This window comes from Citrobacter amalonaticus Y19, from assembly GCF_000981805.1.
Classification (GTDB): Bacteria; Pseudomonadota; Gammaproteobacteria; order Enterobacterales; family Enterobacteriaceae; genus Citrobacter_A; species Citrobacter_A amalonaticus_C.
In genome coordinates, this window is sequence record NZ_CP011132.1 from 1493602 (window position 1) to 1510090 (window position 16489).

The 16489-nt window shown below is 55.9% G+C and carries 17 protein-coding genes; 9 read left to right on the forward strand and 8 right to left on the reverse strand.

Features of this window, described 5'->3' with window-relative positions:
- Positions 1–67: 67 nt before the first annotated feature.
- Together F384_RS06875 and F384_RS06880 are read right to left on the reverse strand one after the other, a co-directional pair.
- Positions 68–385: a DUF1493 family protein gene (locus F384_RS06875; protein WP_046480771.1), complete on the reverse strand. Its 318-nt coding sequence runs from the start codon at positions 383–385 to the stop codon at positions 68–70.
- Complete coding sequence (locus F384_RS06880; RefSeq protein WP_046480772.1) at positions 385–837, reverse strand: STM2901 family protein; 453 nt, start codon at positions 835–837, stop codon at positions 385–387. Before F384_RS06880 ends, F384_RS06875 begins: the two co-directional genes overlap by 1 nt.
- 270 nt (positions 838–1107) lie before the next feature.
- On the opposite strand from F384_RS06880, the gene urtA reads away from it, so the two are divergent.
- The 5 genes from urtA to urtE all read left to right on the forward strand — a co-directional run bounded on the left by urtA (position 1108) and on the right by urtE (position 6709).
- Positions 1108–2379: an urea ABC transporter substrate-binding protein gene (gene urtA / locus F384_RS06885; RefSeq protein ID WP_046480774.1), complete on the forward strand. Its 1272-nt coding sequence runs from the start codon at positions 1108–1110 to the stop codon at positions 2377–2379.
- Positions 2380–2553: 174 nt separating this feature from the next.
- Positions 2554–4131, forward strand: a complete 1578-nt coding sequence (gene urtB, locus F384_RS06890) for an urea ABC transporter permease subunit UrtB (RefSeq protein WP_046480776.1) — start codon at positions 2554–2556, stop codon at positions 4129–4131.
- Positions 4128–5201: an urea ABC transporter permease subunit UrtC gene (gene urtC, locus F384_RS06895; RefSeq protein WP_046480778.1), complete on the forward strand. Its 1074-nt coding sequence runs from the start codon at positions 4128–4130 to the stop codon at positions 5199–5201. Before urtB ends, urtC begins: the two co-directional genes overlap by 4 nt.
- Positions 5201–5998 carry an urea ABC transporter ATP-binding protein UrtD gene (urtD, locus tag F384_RS06900; protein WP_046480779.1) on the forward strand — a complete coding sequence of 266 codons (798 nt, stop codon included), beginning with the start codon at positions 5201–5203 and terminating at the stop codon, positions 5996–5998. Before urtC ends, urtD begins: the two co-directional genes overlap by 1 nt.
- A gap of 12 nt (positions 5999–6010) precedes the next feature.
- Positions 6011–6709, forward strand: a complete 699-nt coding sequence (gene urtE / locus F384_RS06905; RefSeq protein ID WP_046480781.1) for an urea ABC transporter ATP-binding subunit UrtE — start codon at positions 6011–6013, stop codon at positions 6707–6709.
- 34 nt (positions 6710–6743) lie between these two features.
- Here the strand turns inward: urtE and ydeE are convergent, their stop codons facing one another.
- Positions 6744–7931 (reverse strand): efflux MFS transporter YdeE, encoded by a 1188-nt coding sequence (ydeE, locus tag F384_RS06910; protein ID WP_046480782.1) that lies wholly within the window; start codon positions 7929–7931, stop codon positions 6744–6746.
- A gap of 196 nt (positions 7932–8127) precedes the next feature.
- Here ydeE and eamA point away from each other — a divergent pair, with 196 nt between their 5' ends.
- Positions 8128–9027 carry an O-acetylserine/cysteine exporter gene (eamA, locus tag F384_RS06915; RefSeq protein ID WP_046480783.1) on the forward strand — a complete coding sequence of 300 codons (900 nt, stop codon included), beginning with the start codon at positions 8128–8130 and terminating at the stop codon, positions 9025–9027.
- A 33-nt stretch (positions 9028–9060) separates the two neighbouring features.
- Here the strand turns inward: eamA and marB are convergent, their stop codons facing one another.
- Genes marB through marR form a run of 3 tightly spaced genes read right to left on the reverse strand, consistent with a single transcriptional unit; the run spans position 9061 to position 10147 of the window.
- Positions 9061–9279 (reverse strand): multiple antibiotic resistance protein MarB, encoded by a 219-nt coding sequence (gene marB, locus F384_RS06920; RefSeq protein WP_046480785.1) that lies wholly within the window; start codon positions 9277–9279, stop codon positions 9061–9063.
- A gap of 33 nt (positions 9280–9312) precedes the next feature.
- Positions 9313–9693 carry an MDR efflux pump AcrAB transcriptional activator MarA gene (gene marA / locus F384_RS06925; protein ID WP_152404738.1) on the reverse strand — a complete coding sequence of 127 codons (381 nt, stop codon included), beginning with the start codon at positions 9691–9693 and terminating at the stop codon, positions 9313–9315.
- Between the two features lie 19 nt (positions 9694–9712).
- Positions 9713–10147, reverse strand: coding sequence for a multiple antibiotic resistance transcriptional regulator MarR (marR, locus tag F384_RS06930; RefSeq protein ID WP_046480788.1), 435 nt, complete (start codon positions 10145–10147; stop codon positions 9713–9715).
- A 259-nt stretch (positions 10148–10406) separates the two neighbouring features.
- Here marR and F384_RS06935 point away from each other — a divergent pair, with 259 nt between their 5' ends.
- Positions 10407–11069 carry a MarC family NAAT transporter gene (locus F384_RS06935; RefSeq protein ID WP_046480790.1) on the forward strand — a complete coding sequence of 221 codons (663 nt, stop codon included), beginning with the start codon at positions 10407–10409 and terminating at the stop codon, positions 11067–11069.
- A gap of 33 nt (positions 11070–11102) precedes the next feature.
- Here the strand turns inward: F384_RS06935 and F384_RS06940 are convergent, their stop codons facing one another.
- Together F384_RS06940 and ptrR are read right to left on the reverse strand one after the other, a co-directional pair.
- Positions 11103–12299, reverse strand: a complete 1197-nt coding sequence (locus F384_RS06940) for a sugar transporter (protein ID WP_046480792.1) — start codon at positions 12297–12299, stop codon at positions 11103–11105.
- Positions 12300–12392: 93 nt separating this feature from the next.
- Positions 12393–13253 carry a putrescine utilization regulator PtrR gene (gene ptrR / locus F384_RS06945; RefSeq protein WP_046480793.1) on the reverse strand — a complete coding sequence of 287 codons (861 nt, stop codon included), beginning with the start codon at positions 13251–13253 and terminating at the stop codon, positions 12393–12395.
- 99 nt (positions 13254–13352) lie between these two features.
- On the opposite strand from ptrR, the gene sad reads away from it, so the two are divergent.
- Complete coding sequence (gene sad, locus F384_RS06950; protein WP_046480795.1) at positions 13353–14741, forward strand: succinate-semialdehyde dehydrogenase; 1389 nt, start codon at positions 13353–13355, stop codon at positions 14739–14741.
- A 101-nt stretch (positions 14742–14842) separates the two neighbouring features.
- Positions 14843–16432 (forward strand): methyl-accepting chemotaxis protein, encoded by a 1590-nt coding sequence (locus F384_RS06955; RefSeq protein WP_046480796.1) that lies wholly within the window; start codon positions 14843–14845, stop codon positions 16430–16432.
- Positions 16433–16489 lie beyond the last annotated feature (57 nt).

Genomic DNA, 16489 nt, shown 5'->3' on the forward strand with positions numbered 1-16489 from the left:
TTGCCTCAATAATGCACACCGCGTTGCACATAAATAATGCAACGCGGGTTCATTGTGGTTCACTTTCTTAGTCATACAGCCAATATCCGGCCTTTGCTGATTCAATAATCATTTCGAGCGTCAAAGGTTTAAGTTGCCGACCACGCCACTCCTTTTTGCGCTTCCACTGCCACCAGAACAGCTCAGGTTCAAAGTAGTTGTCGAGTGCAAAATTATTGTGCTCAATGCCATATCTCGTGAATAAGTCAATGAGCATATCCTCCAGATCTTCAGGCACAAGATTAAAAAACTCCTGAAACGTCCATTCCTTGCTGGCAGGGCGTTTACGCTCGCTATAGTGCTCTGTGATGTAATTTAAAAACTCTTGTTCATCGGGTAATAGCATCAGAAATATATCCAGGCAATACGATCTTTTGGCCGTGCTATCAGGTTGTATTTATGTCTCGTTTCTCTGGCTACGAGGCTAAATACTACCGCTGCTTGTGCATAACCAACATACGGAACGGCTCGGCCTATTGCAGTTCCTATTTTATTAGTGAATCGGCTCTTGCCCATACCTATCGTGGTTTCAACTCTTAGGCCATCAGGGAATCGGGCGTCCTTGAAAATTTTACGTGCTAGCTTCGAAGCTATACTGGTTCGGGAACCTGATGCTCCAAGGACTTTACGCTTAGGTATAAGGGGGAGTCCGGTTAAAATTGTTGCAGCTGTCTCTACTGATATACCCAAATGACTTGCCAGGCCCTCGGCGAATATCAGCCAGAACAGTTCTTGCGGTGTTACATTTGTGTTTCCCTGATAAAAATAGGTACTGCCCAGTTCTTCTGTTGTGTCCATAACCTGACTCCATTCAAATGATTACGTCAGGTTAAAACTTCTATTCTTTGTAGCAATAAGACTAATTTAGGGCAATTGTAAACAGATTTTCGTGCAACTTATGGTTTTCACACCACATGGAATAAGAACCAATAGCCCGATAAAGCAATTTGGACCCTGGAAAAATATTTTGGCATCTTTTTTGCTTCATTCCTCCTGAACTTTTTTGCGCCGTGTTGTTTGTCGGGTCGCACCAGAACTCACCGCATTTTTATTTTCAGGAGTGAAATTATGCAGCGTCGTACCTTACTTAAAGCGTTTGCCCTTTCGGCCTCGGCTGTCGCGATGGGCCTCAGTTTTAGCGTTCAGGCCGCCGACACCATCAAAGTGGGCATTATGCATTCACTTTCCGGCACGATGGCTATCTCCGAAACGCCGCTGAAAGACGTGGCCCTGATGACGATTGATGAGATCAACGCTAAAGGGGGCGTATTAGGTAAAAAGCTGGAACCGGTGGTGGTTGACCCGGCCTCAAACTGGCCTCTGTTTGCCGAGAAAGCACGACAGTTGCTGAGCCAGGATAAGGTGGCGGTGGTGTTTGGCTGCTGGACCTCCGTGTCGCGCAAGTCGGTGTTGCCGGTTTTTGAAGAGCTGAACGGTCTGCTGTTCTACCCCGTCCAGTACGAGGGGGAAGAGATGTCGCCGAACGTCTTCTACACCGGCGCGGCTCCCAACCAGCAGGCCATCCCGGCGGTTGAGTACCTGTTGAGTGAGGACGGCGGAAACGCCAAACGCTTCTTCCTGCTGGGTACCGATTACGTCTATCCGCGTACCACCAACAAAATCCTGCGTGCGTTCCTGCATTCCAAAGGGATTGCCGATAAAGATATCGAAGAGGTCTACACCCCGTTTGGTCACAGTGATTACCAGACCATTGTCGCCAATATCAAAAAATTCTCCGCCAGTGGCAAAACGGCCGTGGTATCGACCATCAATGGCGATTCCAACGTCCCGTTTTATAAAGAACTGGCAAACCAGGGGCTGAAAGCCACCGACGTTCCGGTGGTCGCGTTTTCCGTCGGCGAAGAGGAGCTGCGTGGGATTGATACCAAACCGCTGGTGGGTAACCTCGCCGCCTGGAACTACTTCGAATCGGTTGATAACGCCACCAACCAGAAATTTGTCGCCGATTACCGGGCGTACGCCAAAGCCCATAAGCTGCCCAATGCTGACACCGTCGTGACTAACGATCCGATGGAAGCCACATACGTAGGCCTGCATATGTGGGCGCAGGCGGTCGAGAAAGCCGGGACGACGGATGTGGATAAAGTCCGCGCGGCGATGGCCGGACAATCCTTCAAGGCGCCGTCCGGCTTTACCCTGACGATGGATGCCACCAATCACCATCTGCATAAACCGGTGATGATTGGCGAGATTGAAGGCAACGGCCAGTTCAACGTCGTGTGGCAAACCGAAGAGCCGGTTCGTGCCCAGCCGTGGAGCCCGTTCATTGCCGGTAACGACAAAAAATCAGAACAACCGGTGAAAACAGCCAGCAACTAACGTTAAGCCCTCCTGCGGGTGAATGCCCGATGGCGCAAGCTTATCGGGCCTGGACAGAGCAGGGGTAAGCAGATGTAGGCCGGATAAGGCGCAAGCCGTCATCCGGCGAAAGCGTCGCAAGGTTTGTCAACGTTCTTATCCCTCCTGCGGAGGGTGACTTCTGGAGATCACGACATGAAAGCCATGGGCTTTATTCGCGGTTTGCTGCTGGCGTTCGGGCTTCTGCCATGGTTCGTTCAGGCCAGCGATGCCGATGTGTTTGTCGCCGCCAGTCGCAGCGGGCAGGCGCAACTGCTCGAACAGTGGGCGGCGGCACCTGATACACACCGTCTGCCGCTGCTGACAGCGCTGAGTCGGGAGGCGCTGCTCACCGACAGCACAAAACAGGCTTTTACCCGTACAGGGGCGCAGGTCGTCGCTCTGGGGAGTGCCAGTAGCCCTACCGGCGAGTTAAAACCGCTGCGTTTGACCAACCGACTACGCATTCTTGTCGCTGGCGCGCTGGCGACACATCAACTTATTAGTGACAGTGTCACACAAAGGCTGGCAGCGACCCGTGCGCTTCAGCGCGACGCGCAGCCCGCGATGCTGCCTTTTATCCAACAACGCCTCGCGCAGGAAACCGATGTGGAGGTGAAAACCCGTCTGACCCGCGTGCTGGCTAATCTGCAACTGACCAGTCCATCCGCTGAGATTCGTCGCGAGGCGATCGCGCTGTTGGGGGAATCCAGCGATCCGGAAATGCAGGCACGTCTGCAACCGTTTACCGACAAGGCTCATGAACCGGATGCCAGCGTGCGTGCGGCGGCCAGTGACAGCCTGGCGCGCATTCAGCAGCGAATGGTGATTGGCGATCTGCTCGGACAGGCGTTTATGGGGCTGTCGCTGGGATCGGTGCTGCTGTTGGCGGCGCTGGGACTGGCGATCACCTATGGTCTGCTGGGGGTTATCAACATGGCGCACGGCGAGATGCTGATGCTCGGCGCGTACTGTACGTGGATGGTGCAACAGGCGATGGCGCAGTTTATGCCGCAGTGGCTGGCCTTTTATCCACTCGTCGCCTTGCCCGTCGCCTTTCTGTTTACCGCCGGTGCGGGCATGATTCTGGAACGCGGGGTGATCCGCCATCTTTACGGACGTCCGCTGGAAACGCTGCTGGCGACGTGGGGGATAAGCCTGATGATTATCCAGCTCGTGCGGATGACCTTCGGCGCGCAAAACCTGGAGGTGGCGAATCCGGCATGGCTTTCCGGTGGCGTGCAGGTCTACGCCAGTCTGGTCTTACCGTGGAATCGCATTGTGGTACTGGGTTTCACGCTGCTGGTGCTGTTTTTCACCTGGCTGCTGCTGAACAAAACGCGACTGGGCATGCGGGTCCGTGCGGTCACCCAGAACCGCAGTATGGCGGCCTGCTGTGGCGTTCCGACCGGACGCGTGGATATGCTGGCCTTCGGTCTGGGCTCGGGGATTGCCGGGCTCGGTGGCGTCGCCTTGTCACAACTGGGTAACGTCGGCCCGGAACTGGGCCAGGGCTATATTATCGACTCCTTCCTGGTGGTGGTGCTGGGCGGTGTCGGCCAACTTGCCGGCAGCGTGGCGGCGGCGTTTGGTCTGGGCGTATTCAACAAAATCCTTGAGCCGCAGATGGGGGCGGTACTCGGCAAAATAGTGATTCTGGTGATGATCATTTTGTTTATCCAGAAACGCCCCCAGGGACTGTTTGCGTTGAAAGGGAGGGTTACCGAGTCATGACGATGCCAATGACCTTAACACTGGCGCGTAAAGCGCCGCGCGTCAGTCGGGTGCTGGGGGCGATTATCCTGCTGGCGCTGAATATCCTGCCGTTTCTCGCCTTGCTGCCTGCCGATCATCCGCTCGCGATTTCTGTGTGGACACTTCAGCTTGCCGGGAAAATCCTCTGCTATGCGGTGGTTGCCGTGGCGCTGGATCTCGTCTGGGGCTATGCCGGGATGCTGTCGCTGGGACACGGGCTTTTCTTCGCGCTTGGCGGCTATGCGATGGGGATGTATCTGATGCGCCAGGCTTCCGGCGAAGGGCTGCCGGCGTTTATGTCCTTTCTCTCCTGGAGCGAGTTGCCGTGGTTCTGGTGGGGAACTCAGCATTTTGCGTGGGCGATGGCGCTGGTGGTGCTGGTTCCGGGAGGGCTGGCGCTGATCTTTGGCTACTTTGCCTTCCGCTCGAAGATTAAAGGTGTCTACTTCTCGATCATGACTCAGGCGCTGACCTTCGCCGGTATGCTGCTGTTCTTTCGTAATGAGACCGGTTTTGGCGGCAACAATGGCTTTACCGGATTTACCACTCTCCTCGGCATGCCGGTCACCGCGACCACCACCCGCGTCGGGCTGTTTCTGGCGACGCTGTTACTGCTGGTGTTGGCGTTGTGGCTGGGATTTGCGCTGGCGCGCAGTAAGTTTGGTCGGGTCCTCACCGCCGTGCGCGACGCGGAGAACCGGCTGATGTTTTGCGGCTATGACCCGAAAGGCTTCAAGCTGCTGGTCTGGACGCTCTCCGCCGTACTGTGCGGACTGGCGGGGGCGCTGTATGTGCCACAGGTCGGGATTATTAACCCCAGCGAAATGTCGCCCACCAATTCTATCGAAGCCGCCATCTGGGTAGCGCTCGGCGGGCGCGGTTCGCTGATTGGCCCGGTCATTGGCGCGGTGGCGGTAAACGGCGCCAAAAGCCTCTTCACCGTTATCATGCCGGAATACTGGCAGTTGTTTCTGGGGCTTATCTTCATTGGCGTTACGCTGTTTTTACCGCGCGGCATTTTCGGCCTGTTCCGCAAAGGAGACAAATAATGCAGCCAGATGAAGGACTTTTTACCCGCCAGGTTCCCGGCGATCGCTATCGCCAGCAGACGGACCCGGTGCTGCAACTGGAAAACATCAACGTCAGTTTTGAAGGGTTTAAGGCGCTAACCGATCTCACACTGAATATTGGCGTCGGCGAACTGCGCTGCATCATTGGTCCTAATGGTGCGGGGAAAACCACGCTGATGGATGTGATTACCGGGAAGACGCGGCCGCAAAGCGGCAAGGCGTTATATGACCAGTCAACCGATCTGACCACGCTGGATCCGATCGCCATTGCCCGTCAGGGCATTGGTCGCAAATTTCAAAAGCCAACGGTGTTCGAAGCGCTGACGGTGGAAGAAAACCTTGAACTGGCGATGAAAAATGACAAATCGGTGTGGGCGTCACTGCGCGCAAGATTAAACAGCGAACAGCGCGACCGCATTGATGAGATGCTTGGTCTGCTACGCCTGCGGACAGAAAGAGGGCGCCGCGCCGGGATGTTGTCTCACGGTCAGAAGCAGTTTCTCGAAATCGGCATGCTGCTGGTGCAGGAGCCGCATCTGCTGTTGCTGGACGAACCCGCCGCCGGAATGACGGATGCGGAGACCGAATATACCGCAGAGCTGTTTCGCTCGCTGGCGGGTAAGCATTCGTTGATGGTGGTGGAACATGATATGGGCTTTGTGGAAACCATTGCCGACCACGTCACGGTGCTCCATCAGGGGCGGGTGCTGGCGCAGGGGAGTCTGCGCGAGGTGCAGGCCAACGAGCAGGTGATTGATGTCTATCTTGGGCGCTAAGGAGTGCAGAAGATGCTACAGGTGAGTGAACTGAATCAGTATTACGGTGGCAGCCATATTCTGCGCGGCGTCACCTTTGATGCCAGGCCTGGCGAAGTGACCTGCCTGCTGGGGCGCAACGGCGTGGGAAAAACCACCTTGCTGAAGTGTTTGATGGGGCTGATACCGGCACGCAGCGGAACGGTGACCTGGCAGGAGAAGAACATTACCCATCGCAAGCCGCACCAGCGGGTACAAGCTGGCATCGCGTATGTGCCGCAGGGCCGCGAAATATTCCCGCGACTGACGGTCGAAGAAAATCTGCTGCTGGGGTTGTCGCGTTTTTCATCGCGCGAAGCCAAAGTGTTACCGGACGAGATCTACACGCTGTTCCCGGTACTGAAAGAGATGAAACAGCGGCGCGGCGGCGATCTCTCGGGCGGTCAGCAGCAGCAACTGGCGATTGGTCGTGCGCTGGCGAGTCGTCCGCAATTGTTGATTCTCGATGAGCCGACGGAGGGCATTCAGCCTTCGGTTATCAAAGAGATAGGTCAGGTGATCGCCCAACTTGCCCGTCGCGGCGACATGGCGATTCTGCTGGTTGAGCAGTTCTACGACTTTGCGGCAGAACTGGCGGATAACTATCTGCTGATGTCGCGCGGCAGCATTATTCAACGCGGGCGTGGCGAAAATATGGCGTCGGAAGGGGTACGTGGATTAGTGGCTATCTGACGAACGTGCAGGCCAGCGCCTGCACGACAGCGGATCAGCACAGCGCCGCCTGGCCCCAGGGCCTGGCGCGCATGCCTTTAAGCATCAGCGCCCACGCGGCAATAATCGCCACCATCAGGACGACGAACAGCGTCCACGCGGGGAACGTGGTCAGAATGACGCCGCTTGCCAGCGGATTAACCGCCGCTCCCAGCCAGCCCAGCGACTGCGCGGAAAAATAGCTGGCCTTCATGCCCGGAGGGGCGATGTTATCGATCAGCATGTATTCTCCCGGCGCGTAGATAACTTCACCCAGGGTAAAAATCGCGGCGGAAACACCCCACAATAGCAGGCTGTTACCGGAGATCATGAACCCGCCAATGCCAATCACAAAACAGACCGTGCCAAAGGCCATCAGAGGGCGAATATTTTCCGGTGTCAGTCTGCGTCCCAGCGCATACTGCAAGCTGACGACCACCGCGGCGTTGACGGGCAACACCACTGCCACCACTTTCTCTGCAAAATCGCCATCGGCAACAACCATGACATACTGGGAGAGGCAGGATGCAAATGCGCCGCTTACAAACGAGGCCAGAAATGCCGACAGCGTGAACCAGAACAGCGCTTTATCGCGCAGTAGCACGGAAGGTGACCAGGCGACGCTGTTATCAACATCGACGGCGGCGACAGAGCGCTTGACCAGCAACTGGATAAACACCAGCGGAAAGGCGGAGCAGATTGCTGCGAGCCAGAAGGGCAAGTTGATGCTCTGCATCACCAGCAGCGTGCCGAGCGGCGGGCCCACCGTCCAGCCGATATTCAGCACCGTATAGTTCAGCGAGAAGATTTTCGCCTTCGCGCCGGGTGAGAGATTGTCGGCAAACCAGGCTTTCAGCACGGTGGCAAATACCGAGTAGGCGCAGTTAATCAGGGCAAAGAGCAGTACTACCAGCACCACGCTATGAACCAGCGGAATGGCGATAAAGCCCAGGGCAAAGGCGGAAATAGCCAGCAGCATGTAGCGTTTCTTGTCGAACTTATCCGCCAGAATGCCAAAACCGAGGCTAAAGACCACGCCGATGGTCAGCGCGATGGTCATGGCATAGCCGATCAGATCCACGCCCAGGTCGTACTGGCGATTCAGATAAATGGTCATGAAGGGCAGCGTTGCGCCACGACCGATCGTCAGTAACAGTGAGGAGGCGAGTAAAGCGAGGGTGGATCGTCTCAGCGTCTTGTTCATGTATCTGCCCGACAGTGCGATTCGTTATGTTTTTTTTAGATATGTAAAGAAATAGCACGGCAAAATTGTGATGTATAGCGGATAAATTGTTCTATTGTGCACTGCTATCCCTACCAGAATTTATGATCTGTTGCGGGGAACAGATTTCCGTTACTTTAACTTGTTAACAAAAATTTAAACTTCGCGGAGCCGTGGTATGACGCGCAAAGACGGGCTGTTGGCATTACTGGTGGTGGTGGTTTGGGGGCTGAATTTTGTCGTCATTAAGGTCGGGCTGCACGCGATGCCGCCGCTGATGCTGGCGGGGTTACGCTTTTTACTGGTGGCATTTCCGGCCATATTCTTTGTTGCGCGTCCGCGTATTCCGCTTTCGCTGCTGCTCGGTTATGGCCTGACGATAAGCTTCGGCCAGTTTGCCTTTCTGTTTTGCGCGATCAAATTCGGTATGCCGGCAGGACTGGCGTCGCTGGTGTTGCAGGCGCAGGCCTTCTTCACCATCGTCCTGGGGGCATTTGCTTTTGGCGAACGGTTGCAGGGCAAACAAATAGCCGGGATTGCGCTCGCCGTCTTTGGCGTTCTGGTACTGATTGAAGGCAGTCTCAACGGACAGCATGTGGCGCTGCTCGGCTTTATGCTGACGCTGGCGGCGGCATTCAGTTGGGCCTGCGGCAATATCTTCAACAAAAAAATAATGGGGCATGCCTCGCGCCCGCCGGTGATGTCGCTGGTGGTCTGGAGCGCGCTGATCCCGATCCTGCCGTTTTTTGCGGCCTCGCTGTTTCTCGACGGCGCGCCGCAAATTGCGCAAAGCCTGATTGCCATCGATCTGACAACGATCCTATCGCTGGTCTATCTGGCCTTTGTCGCCACGATTGTCGGCTACGGGATCTGGGGAACGCTGCTCGGTCGCTATGAAACCTGGCGTGTCGCGCCGCTCTCTTTGTTGGTGCCGGTGGTGGGGCTGGCAAGCGCGTCGCTGCTGCTCGACGAAACGCTAAGCGCGCTGCAGTTGTTTGGCGCGGTGCTGATTATGGCGGGTCTGTACATCAACGTGTTTGGCTTTCGCTGGCGCAAAACGGCGTCGGTGAGAGGGTAAAAAAAAGCCCTGCATGAGCAGGGCAAAAACGAATCACAGGCGGTGCTGGTTGTAATAGGGCACGCCCAGTTCGTCGGACTTATCGCTTCCCGCGCCCATGTGATTAAAATCAAACGGCGACTGTTCCTGCGAAGTGGGGACAATCATCGTGTCACGACTGTTGGTCGTGGTGGGCTGCGCGGATTGCTCTGCGACGCTCTGACCTGAGACAACAAGCAGCAGGGCCAGCATGGCAGAAGACAACAGTTTCATGATTTCCTCGATTACGTCGTTTACAGGCGATGGTTAGTTACAATGATTCAGCGGCAGCAAATACCGGGATTCGCCGTGCATATTGGTAATACGGAATTTATGCGGCGGAACGTCGAAATAGTTTTTAAATGTCCGGGTCAGCGTCTGCTGCGACTCGAAACCGTAACGTTCCGCCAGATATAAAATCGGCTCGTTACTTTCTTTTAATTTTTGCGCTATTTCGGTCATTTTACGGCTGCGGATGTACTGGCCTAATGAATGGCCGGTTTCTTTTTTGAACATCCGTTGCAGGTGCCATTTGGAGTAACCTGAACGCTCAGACACTTTTTCCAGTGAGAGCGGCGATTCCAGGTTATCTTCGATCCAGTCCAAAATGCTATGAATGGTGATAGCGTCAGTATTGCGTCTGGACATCGTCATACCTCTTCTTGTTTTACGGCAGGACTTTCTTAAGCAAATGCTCAAGCGTTGCGACTTCGTCCGCCGTTAAGTTTTTTGTTAATTCCTGGTGCAGGTCTTGTCCTACTAATTGATGACATTGCTCACAAATTGCCGCGCCATGTTCGGTGAGTTTCACCAGCACACCGCGCTTGTCATTCGGGTTAGGAAGTCTGTCAATCCAGCCTTTGCAGACCAGACGATCGAGCATGCGCGTTAAGGCGCCGAGATCGACAGACAGCACTTTTTTCAGTTCAACCGGGGTAATACAGCCCGCACAGCGGATAGAGCAGAGCACCTTAAACTGTGCTGCTGTGATATCCAGCGGTGAGAGATAGTCGTTCAAAAGACGATCTTTTTTCTGATTGACCATGTAGATCAAGCGCCCCAGTGGGATGATTTCATTGAATAAGTCACTGGTGCTTTTCACAATGGTTGCCCTGGCAAGTAGTTAGTTACGGCAGATAATATTGCCCAGGCAACTATAAGTCAAACGAATGGATTTACCGATCACACGAATTGCTAAAAGCGAAAAGCCGCGCTTCACGTCACACTTTATTTAGTTAATGATAATTACCGGTTATGTTTAAAACCGATAACGAATCCTTACAGCGTCAGAATGGCTAACGTCATGGTTTTCCACTTATACTTGCCGCTAATACATGAGTGAAACAGGAATGACGGCCAATATGATGGATTTGTTTAAAGCAATAGGGCTGGGGCTGGTGGTGATTCTCCCTCTGGCGAATCCGCTGACGACCGTCGCGCTGTTCCTCGGTCTTGCCGGGAACATGAACAGCGCAGAACGTAACCACCAGTCGCTAATGGCTTCGGTTTACGTGTTCGCCATTATGATGGTGGCCTATTATGCGGGCCAACTGGTGATGAATACCTTCGGCATCTCCATTCCGGGTCTGCGCATCGCCGGGGGCTTAATTGTGGCGTTTATCGGTTTCCGCATGCTGTTTCCGCAGCAAAAAGCGCATGACTCGCCTGAGGCGCGGAGTAAGTCGGAAGAACTGGAAGACGAACCGACCGCCAATATTGCCTTTGTGCCGCTGGCGATGCCAAGTACGGCGGGGCCGGGAACCATTGCGATGATTATCAGCTCCGCCTCAACGGTGCGTCACGGCGCGGATTTTCCTGCCTGGGTGATTACCGTCGCGCCGCCGATCATTTTTGTGCTGGTGGCGGTGATCCTGTGGGGATGCTTACGCAGTTCCGGGGCGATTATGCGTCTGGTGGGCAAGGGCGGTATTGAAGCCATTTCCCGCCTGATGGGCTTCCTGCTGGTTTGTATGGGCGTGCAGTTTATTATTAACGGCGTGCTGGAAATTATTAAAACCTACTGAAAAAAAGCCCGGTCGTCATGACCGGGCCATCTGTCAGGAATGCTGTGGCTGCTCTTCCAGCGAGACCGGCCATTTACGAAAGATAATCACCGACCAGATAAGCGCGGCAAGCGCCGGAATGGCGCCCACGTAGCCAATGGTTGACATCGACCAGTGCAGGCTCACCTGATTGCCCACCAACGCGCCCGCGCCAATACCAATATTGAAAATGCCGGAGAACAGCGCCATCGCCACATCCGTGGCGTCCGGGGCCAGCGCCAGCACTTTAACCTGCATCCCGAGGCCAATGACCATAATGGCAATCCCCCAGAATATACTCAGGACAGCCAGATGAGATTCACTGTCGGCGGCTGGTAACAGCAGCACCAGACAGGCCAGCAGCAGCGCAATGGCAACGGTAATGAGCGCCGACGCGTGGCGATTGCCGAGCTTACCAAAGATAACGCTGCCGATAATGCCCGCGCCGCCCAGCACCAGTAACAGGATGGTGGCGAAATTCGCGCTCAGTCCGGCAACGGTCTGCACAAACGGTTCGATATAGCTGTACGCGGTGTAGTGCGCCGTCACCACCACCACCGTCAACAGGTAGAGGCTCATCAGCGCCGGACGACGGAACAGCAGCGGCAGACTTTTCAGCGAGCCGGAGTGTTCACTTGGCAATTTCGGCAGCAGTTTGATCAGGCAAATCAGGGTAATTAACGCCCCCATCCCGATAGCGAAGAACGTGGTTCGCCAGCCAAAATACTGACCGACAATACGCCCGAGCGGTAAGCCCAGCACCATCGCCAGCGCCGTGCCGGTAGCCAGCAAACTTAATGCCTGAGCGCGTTTGCCTGCCGGGGCGAGGCGGATTGCCAGTGAGGCGGTAATCGACCAGAAGATCGCATGCGCAAAGGCAATCCCGATACGGCTTATCACCAGCACGGTGAAGTTCCATGCCAGGAAAGAGAGCACATGGCTGGCGATGAACAGAACAAACAGGCAAATCAGCAGTTTGCGTCGCTCAACCTGGCTGGTCAGCAGCATGAACGGCAGGGACATCAGCGCGACAACCCAGGCGTAGATCGTCAGCATGATCCCGACCTGCGCGGTCTGCATATTAAAACTTTGCGCGATGTCGGAAAGCAGGCCCACAGGGACAAATTCGGTGGTATTGAAAATAAACGCAGCAATAGCCAGCGTAACGACCCGTAACCACGCGACCTTGCGGGAAACCGTTTGAGTTGTCATAAAAATGAATCGGTTCGTTGCGAAAAAGGAGAGAAGGGGATCTTAAAACGTTTGCGGATGAAAAGACAATCGTTTTGTGATTCAGATCTCGTTTTAGCGCTGTTCTGTCAACAGCTCAATGAACGCTTCCAGTTGGCGCATCATCGCACCGCGTCGCCAGACCAGCCATGTGGTCAGCCAGCGCCAGTTCCCGGCCAATGGCCAGGCTTCGACCTGCTGATGTCCGGGCATACTTTCCAGCATCGAGCGGGGGATCAGCGCGATACCGGCTCCGGCAATCACACAGGCCAGCATGCCGTGATAGGACTCCATTTCGTGGATCGTGCCCGGCATCGCCCGATCGGCATGAAACCAGCTTTCGAAATGGCGGCGATAGGAGCAGTTGGCGCGAAAGGCGTAAATATTGCTGCCGTTGACCTCGCTGGCGCGCGTCACCGGCGCATGCCCGTGTGGCGTGACCACCATCATCTCTTCCTGGTACACCGGCATTCCTTCAAGACCAGGATGGGTAATCGGCCCGTCAACAAACGCGGCGTTGAGATGACCGTCAAGCACGCCGTCCAGCATAGTGCCAGAAGGGCCGGTCGCCAGGGAGAACTGGATTTTGGGGTAGCGTTGATTGTAGCGGGCAAGCGTGGCCGGAATGCGCACGGCGGCGGTGCTCTCCAGCGCGCCCAGCGAAAATAGCCCCTGGGGTTCATCGCCGGCAACGACCATCCGCGCCTCGTCAACCAGCGCGAGGATCTGCTGACTGTAGCGCAGAAAGTTGTGCCCGGCCGGGGAAAGGCGAAGGCGCTGGTTCTCGCGAATAAACAGATCGACGCCGAGGTCAGTCTCCAGTTGGCGAATACGGGTAGTGAGATTGGAAGGGACACGATGCACCTTCGCCGCGGCCTGGGTGATGCTGCCCGTTTCGGCAACCGCGTTAAACATCTCCAGTTGGGTCAGATCCATGGCATTCTCTCATCGTGAATAGTTTCATCAATATTATTCATTTTTCGGAAAGAGTAAACGCGTCCATGATGATGACATCAAGAACGACGGAGAGACTGTATGACGATTTCATCGGCAACCCATGCCATTTCCATCAACCCGCACAATGGCGAACATCTTTCGGCGCTGCCGTGGTCTACGGCTCAGGACATCGAGCAGGCGCTACAGCTTGCTGCGACGGGATTGCGCGGCTGGAAACAGACAACGGTAGCGCACCGGGCGCAGAAGTTACGCGACATCGGCCAGGCTTTACGCGCGCGTGGCGAAGAGATGGCGCAGTGTATTACCCGCGAGATGGGCAAACCCATCAAACAGGCGCGTGCGGAGGTCGCCAAATCGGCGGCGCTGTGTGACTGGTATGCGGAACACGGTCCGGCGATGCTGACCGCCGAACCGACACAGGTGGAAAACCATCAGGCAGTGATTGAGTATCGTCCCTTAGGCACTATTCTGGCGGTGATGCCGTGGAACTTTCCGCTGTGGCAGGTGCTGCGCGGAGCGGTGCCGATTTTACTGGCCGGGAATGGGTACCTGCTTAAGCCGGCTCCCAACGTCACCGGCTGCGCGCAGGTCATAAGCCAGGTTTTTGCCGATGCGGCGATCCCCGCTGGCGTTTACGGCTGGCTGAATGCGGATAATCAGGGTGTCAGTACGCTGATTCAGGATCCGCGCATTGCGGCCGTGACGGTGACCGGCAGCGTGCGAGCCGGGGCGGCCATTGGCGCTCAGGCCGGCGCGGCGCTGAAAAAATGCGTGCTGGAGTTGGGCGGTTCCGATCCGTTTATTGTGCTTAACGATGCCGATCTGGATCTGGCGGTGCAGGCGGCAGTGGCCGGACGCTATCAGAATAGCGGACAGGTTTGCGCTGCGGCGAAACGCTTTATCCTCGAAGAGGGGATCGCTGAGCGCTTTATCGAGCGCTTTGTGGCGGCAGCGGGTGCGCTGAAGCAGGGCGATCCGCTGGCGGAGGAGACTGAACTCGGCCCCATGGCGCGTGCCGACCTGCGTGATGAATTGCATCAGCAGGTGCTGGCTACGATCGCCGAAGGCGCTCAGCTAGTGCTTGGCGGCGAGAAGCCATCCGCTGAGGGGAACTATTATCCGGCCACCGTGCTGACGAATGTGACCCCGGAGATGACGGCGTTTCGCGAAGAACTTTTCGGGCCGGTTGCGGCAATCGGCGTGGCGAAGAGTGCTGAACACGCGCTGGAACTGGCAAACTGCAGTGATTTTGGTCTCTCTGCAACCGTCTTTACCGCCGATGACGCCCGCGCACAGGAGATGGCCGCGCGTCTGGAATGCGGCGGTGTCTTTATCAACGGCTTTAGCGCCAGTGATGCCAGGGTGGCCTTTGGCGGCGTGAAGAAGAGCGGTTTTGGTCGCGAACTCTCGCACTTTGGTCTGCACGAGTTTTGTAATGCGCAGACCGTCTGGAAGAACCGACGCTGATCTTTCTGACGCCCTGCGGGGCGTCTTGTCACATTTCTGCCATAGTTTTGTCATTTACGCTTCGTAGACTCGCGATTAACGTGTTGATACTGAAGAATATTATGAACTTAACTCAAACTTTACGTCGCCTGGCGCGCCGTTTTTTACCCCAGCAGTTTGGCCTGTTGACCGGGATTTTTTGCATCATTGCGCTGTTTTCCGTGCTGCAACTGACCTCGTCGCTGATGCTGTCGATTTCCGTCAGTCAGGCCCGGGAAAATGAACAGCGTAACCAACTGGCGCTGCGTCAGCAGACAAAAGTTGAAGAGGCGCGGATTGCGCTACTGACAGCCAGCGATCTGCTCAACCGGGCGGGGGTCTACTTTATGCAGGACGCGGCCACGGGTTCTGAAGGAAGCTGGCAGCCGCTGATCGACGAAGCCCAGCAGGCGTTAACCCAGTCGACAACCGCCTGGCAGGCGTGGCGTGAGATGAGCCCGCAGGCGGACGACGGGCTTGTCGACAGCTATCAGCGCTTCAGCGACGGCATCCAGGAACAGGTGACAGGGTTAAGCAAGACGCAGTCGATTGATGCGTTCTTCGCCGTGCCCATTCAGGCGTTTCAGGCCGATTTCAATGATAACTATGCCAGAGTGCAAAAGGTCACCGCGCAGGCGCGGGAAAGCGGACGACAGCAGTTGCTGGATCGCCTGCTGGATCTCCAACATCTGTTCTTGTTACTGCCAGTGATGCTGCTGGCTACGGCGGTCGCGGTCTGGTGGGGAATGTCGCGCTGGGTCATTTCTCCGCTGCGTCGGCTGATAGCGCACATTGATATTCTGGCGGCAGGCGATCTTTCACAACCGCTTCCTGCGGTGCCTGTGGCTAACCGGGAAGTGTCGCAGCTCCAGGTGCGTATCGGTTCGATGCAGCAGGGACTGCGCGAGTTAGTCCTGCAGGTCAGCGAAGCGACCACGGCGATGGCCGACAATATTGAAAAGCTGGCGCAGAATAATACGCGGCTGTATCAGCAGTCCGCAAAGCAGAACGAGGAGCTGAATAACGTCACCTCACATATTTCTGTGCTGGAAACGCACGTTGAAGACAACAGCGGATTTGCCCAACTGGCGAATCAGCGTGCGGAAGAAGCCCGTGCCATTGCGGCTGGCGGTGACAGAATGATGGATACCGTGAATCGTTCGATGCAGGCGATCGTGACGCGCTCGGCAGAGATGCGCGGGATTATTGCGCTGATCGATAACGTCGCCTTTCAGACCAACATCCTGGCGCTGAACGCGGCCATTGAAGCCGCCCATGCCGGTGAGCAGGGACGCGGCTTTGCGGTGGTGGCAAAAGAGGTAGGACTGCTGGCGCGTAAGAGCAGTCAGTCTACGCAGGATATTCAGGCGCTGATCTATCATTCATTGCAGGGAATAGAAGAAGGGTCGAGCGCGGTGACGCATCTGGAAGAAAATCTGCAACAGGTGATCGCGCTGGTGGAGAATCTGGGCGCCTCGCTGAATGATATCTCAGCCGCAACGCTGCATCAGGGAACCCGGATCCATCAAATGACACGCCAGTTGCAGGCGCTGAATCTGGTTGCCCGCGATACCCGCGAACTGGTGGATATGGCATCCGCCTCCTCTCAGCAGTTGCATCATGAATCGCATCAGTTGATTCACGCCGTGGCGAGATTCCGTCTTCCGGCCTGACGTGAGGTATTTAGCTCTGCTATACTCGCAGCCCATTTCAGACCGGCAGGCAAGGAG

Coding starts and splice junctions, on each gene's coding strand:
- F384_RS06875 (WP_046480771.1), bottom strand. CDS start 385: ATGCTATTACCCGATGAACAAGAGTTTTTAAATTACATCACAGAGCAC.
- F384_RS06880 (WP_046480772.1), bottom strand. CDS start 837: ATGGACACAACAGAAGAACTGGGCAGTACCTATTTTTATCAGGGAAAC.
- urtA (WP_046480774.1), top strand. CDS start 1,108: ATGCAGCGTCGTACCTTACTTAAAGCGTTTGCCCTTTCGGCCTCGGCT.
- urtB (WP_046480776.1), top strand. CDS start 2,554: ATGAAAGCCATGGGCTTTATTCGCGGTTTGCTGCTGGCGTTCGGGCTT.
- urtC (WP_046480778.1), top strand. CDS start 4,128: ATGACGATGCCAATGACCTTAACACTGGCGCGTAAAGCGCCGCGCGTC.
- urtD (WP_046480779.1), top strand. CDS start 5,201: ATGCAGCCAGATGAAGGACTTTTTACCCGCCAGGTTCCCGGCGATCGC.
- urtE (WP_046480781.1), top strand. CDS start 6,011: ATGCTACAGGTGAGTGAACTGAATCAGTATTACGGTGGCAGCCATATT.
- ydeE (WP_046480782.1), bottom strand. CDS start 7,931: ATGAACAAGACGCTGAGACGATCCACCCTCGCTTTACTCGCCTCCTCA.
- eamA (WP_046480783.1), top strand. CDS start 8,128: ATGACGCGCAAAGACGGGCTGTTGGCATTACTGGTGGTGGTGGTTTGG.
- marB (WP_046480785.1), bottom strand. CDS start 9,279: ATGAAACTGTTGTCTTCTGCCATGCTGGCCCTGCTGCTTGTTGTCTCA.
- marA (WP_152404738.1), bottom strand. CDS start 9,693: ATGTCCAGACGCAATACTGACGCTATCACCATTCATAGCATTTTGGAC.
- F384_RS06935 (WP_046480790.1), top strand. CDS start 10,407: ATGATGGATTTGTTTAAAGCAATAGGGCTGGGGCTGGTGGTGATTCTC.
- F384_RS06940 (WP_046480792.1), bottom strand. CDS start 12,299: ATGACAACTCAAACGGTTTCCCGCAAGGTCGCGTGGTTACGGGTCGTT.
- ptrR (WP_046480793.1), bottom strand. CDS start 13,253: ATGGATCTGACCCAACTGGAGATGTTTAACGCGGTTGCCGAAACGGGC.
- sad (WP_046480795.1), top strand. CDS start 13,353: ATGACGATTTCATCGGCAACCCATGCCATTTCCATCAACCCGCACAAT.
- F384_RS06955 (WP_046480796.1), top strand. CDS start 14,843: ATGAACTTAACTCAAACTTTACGTCGCCTGGCGCGCCGTTTTTTACCC.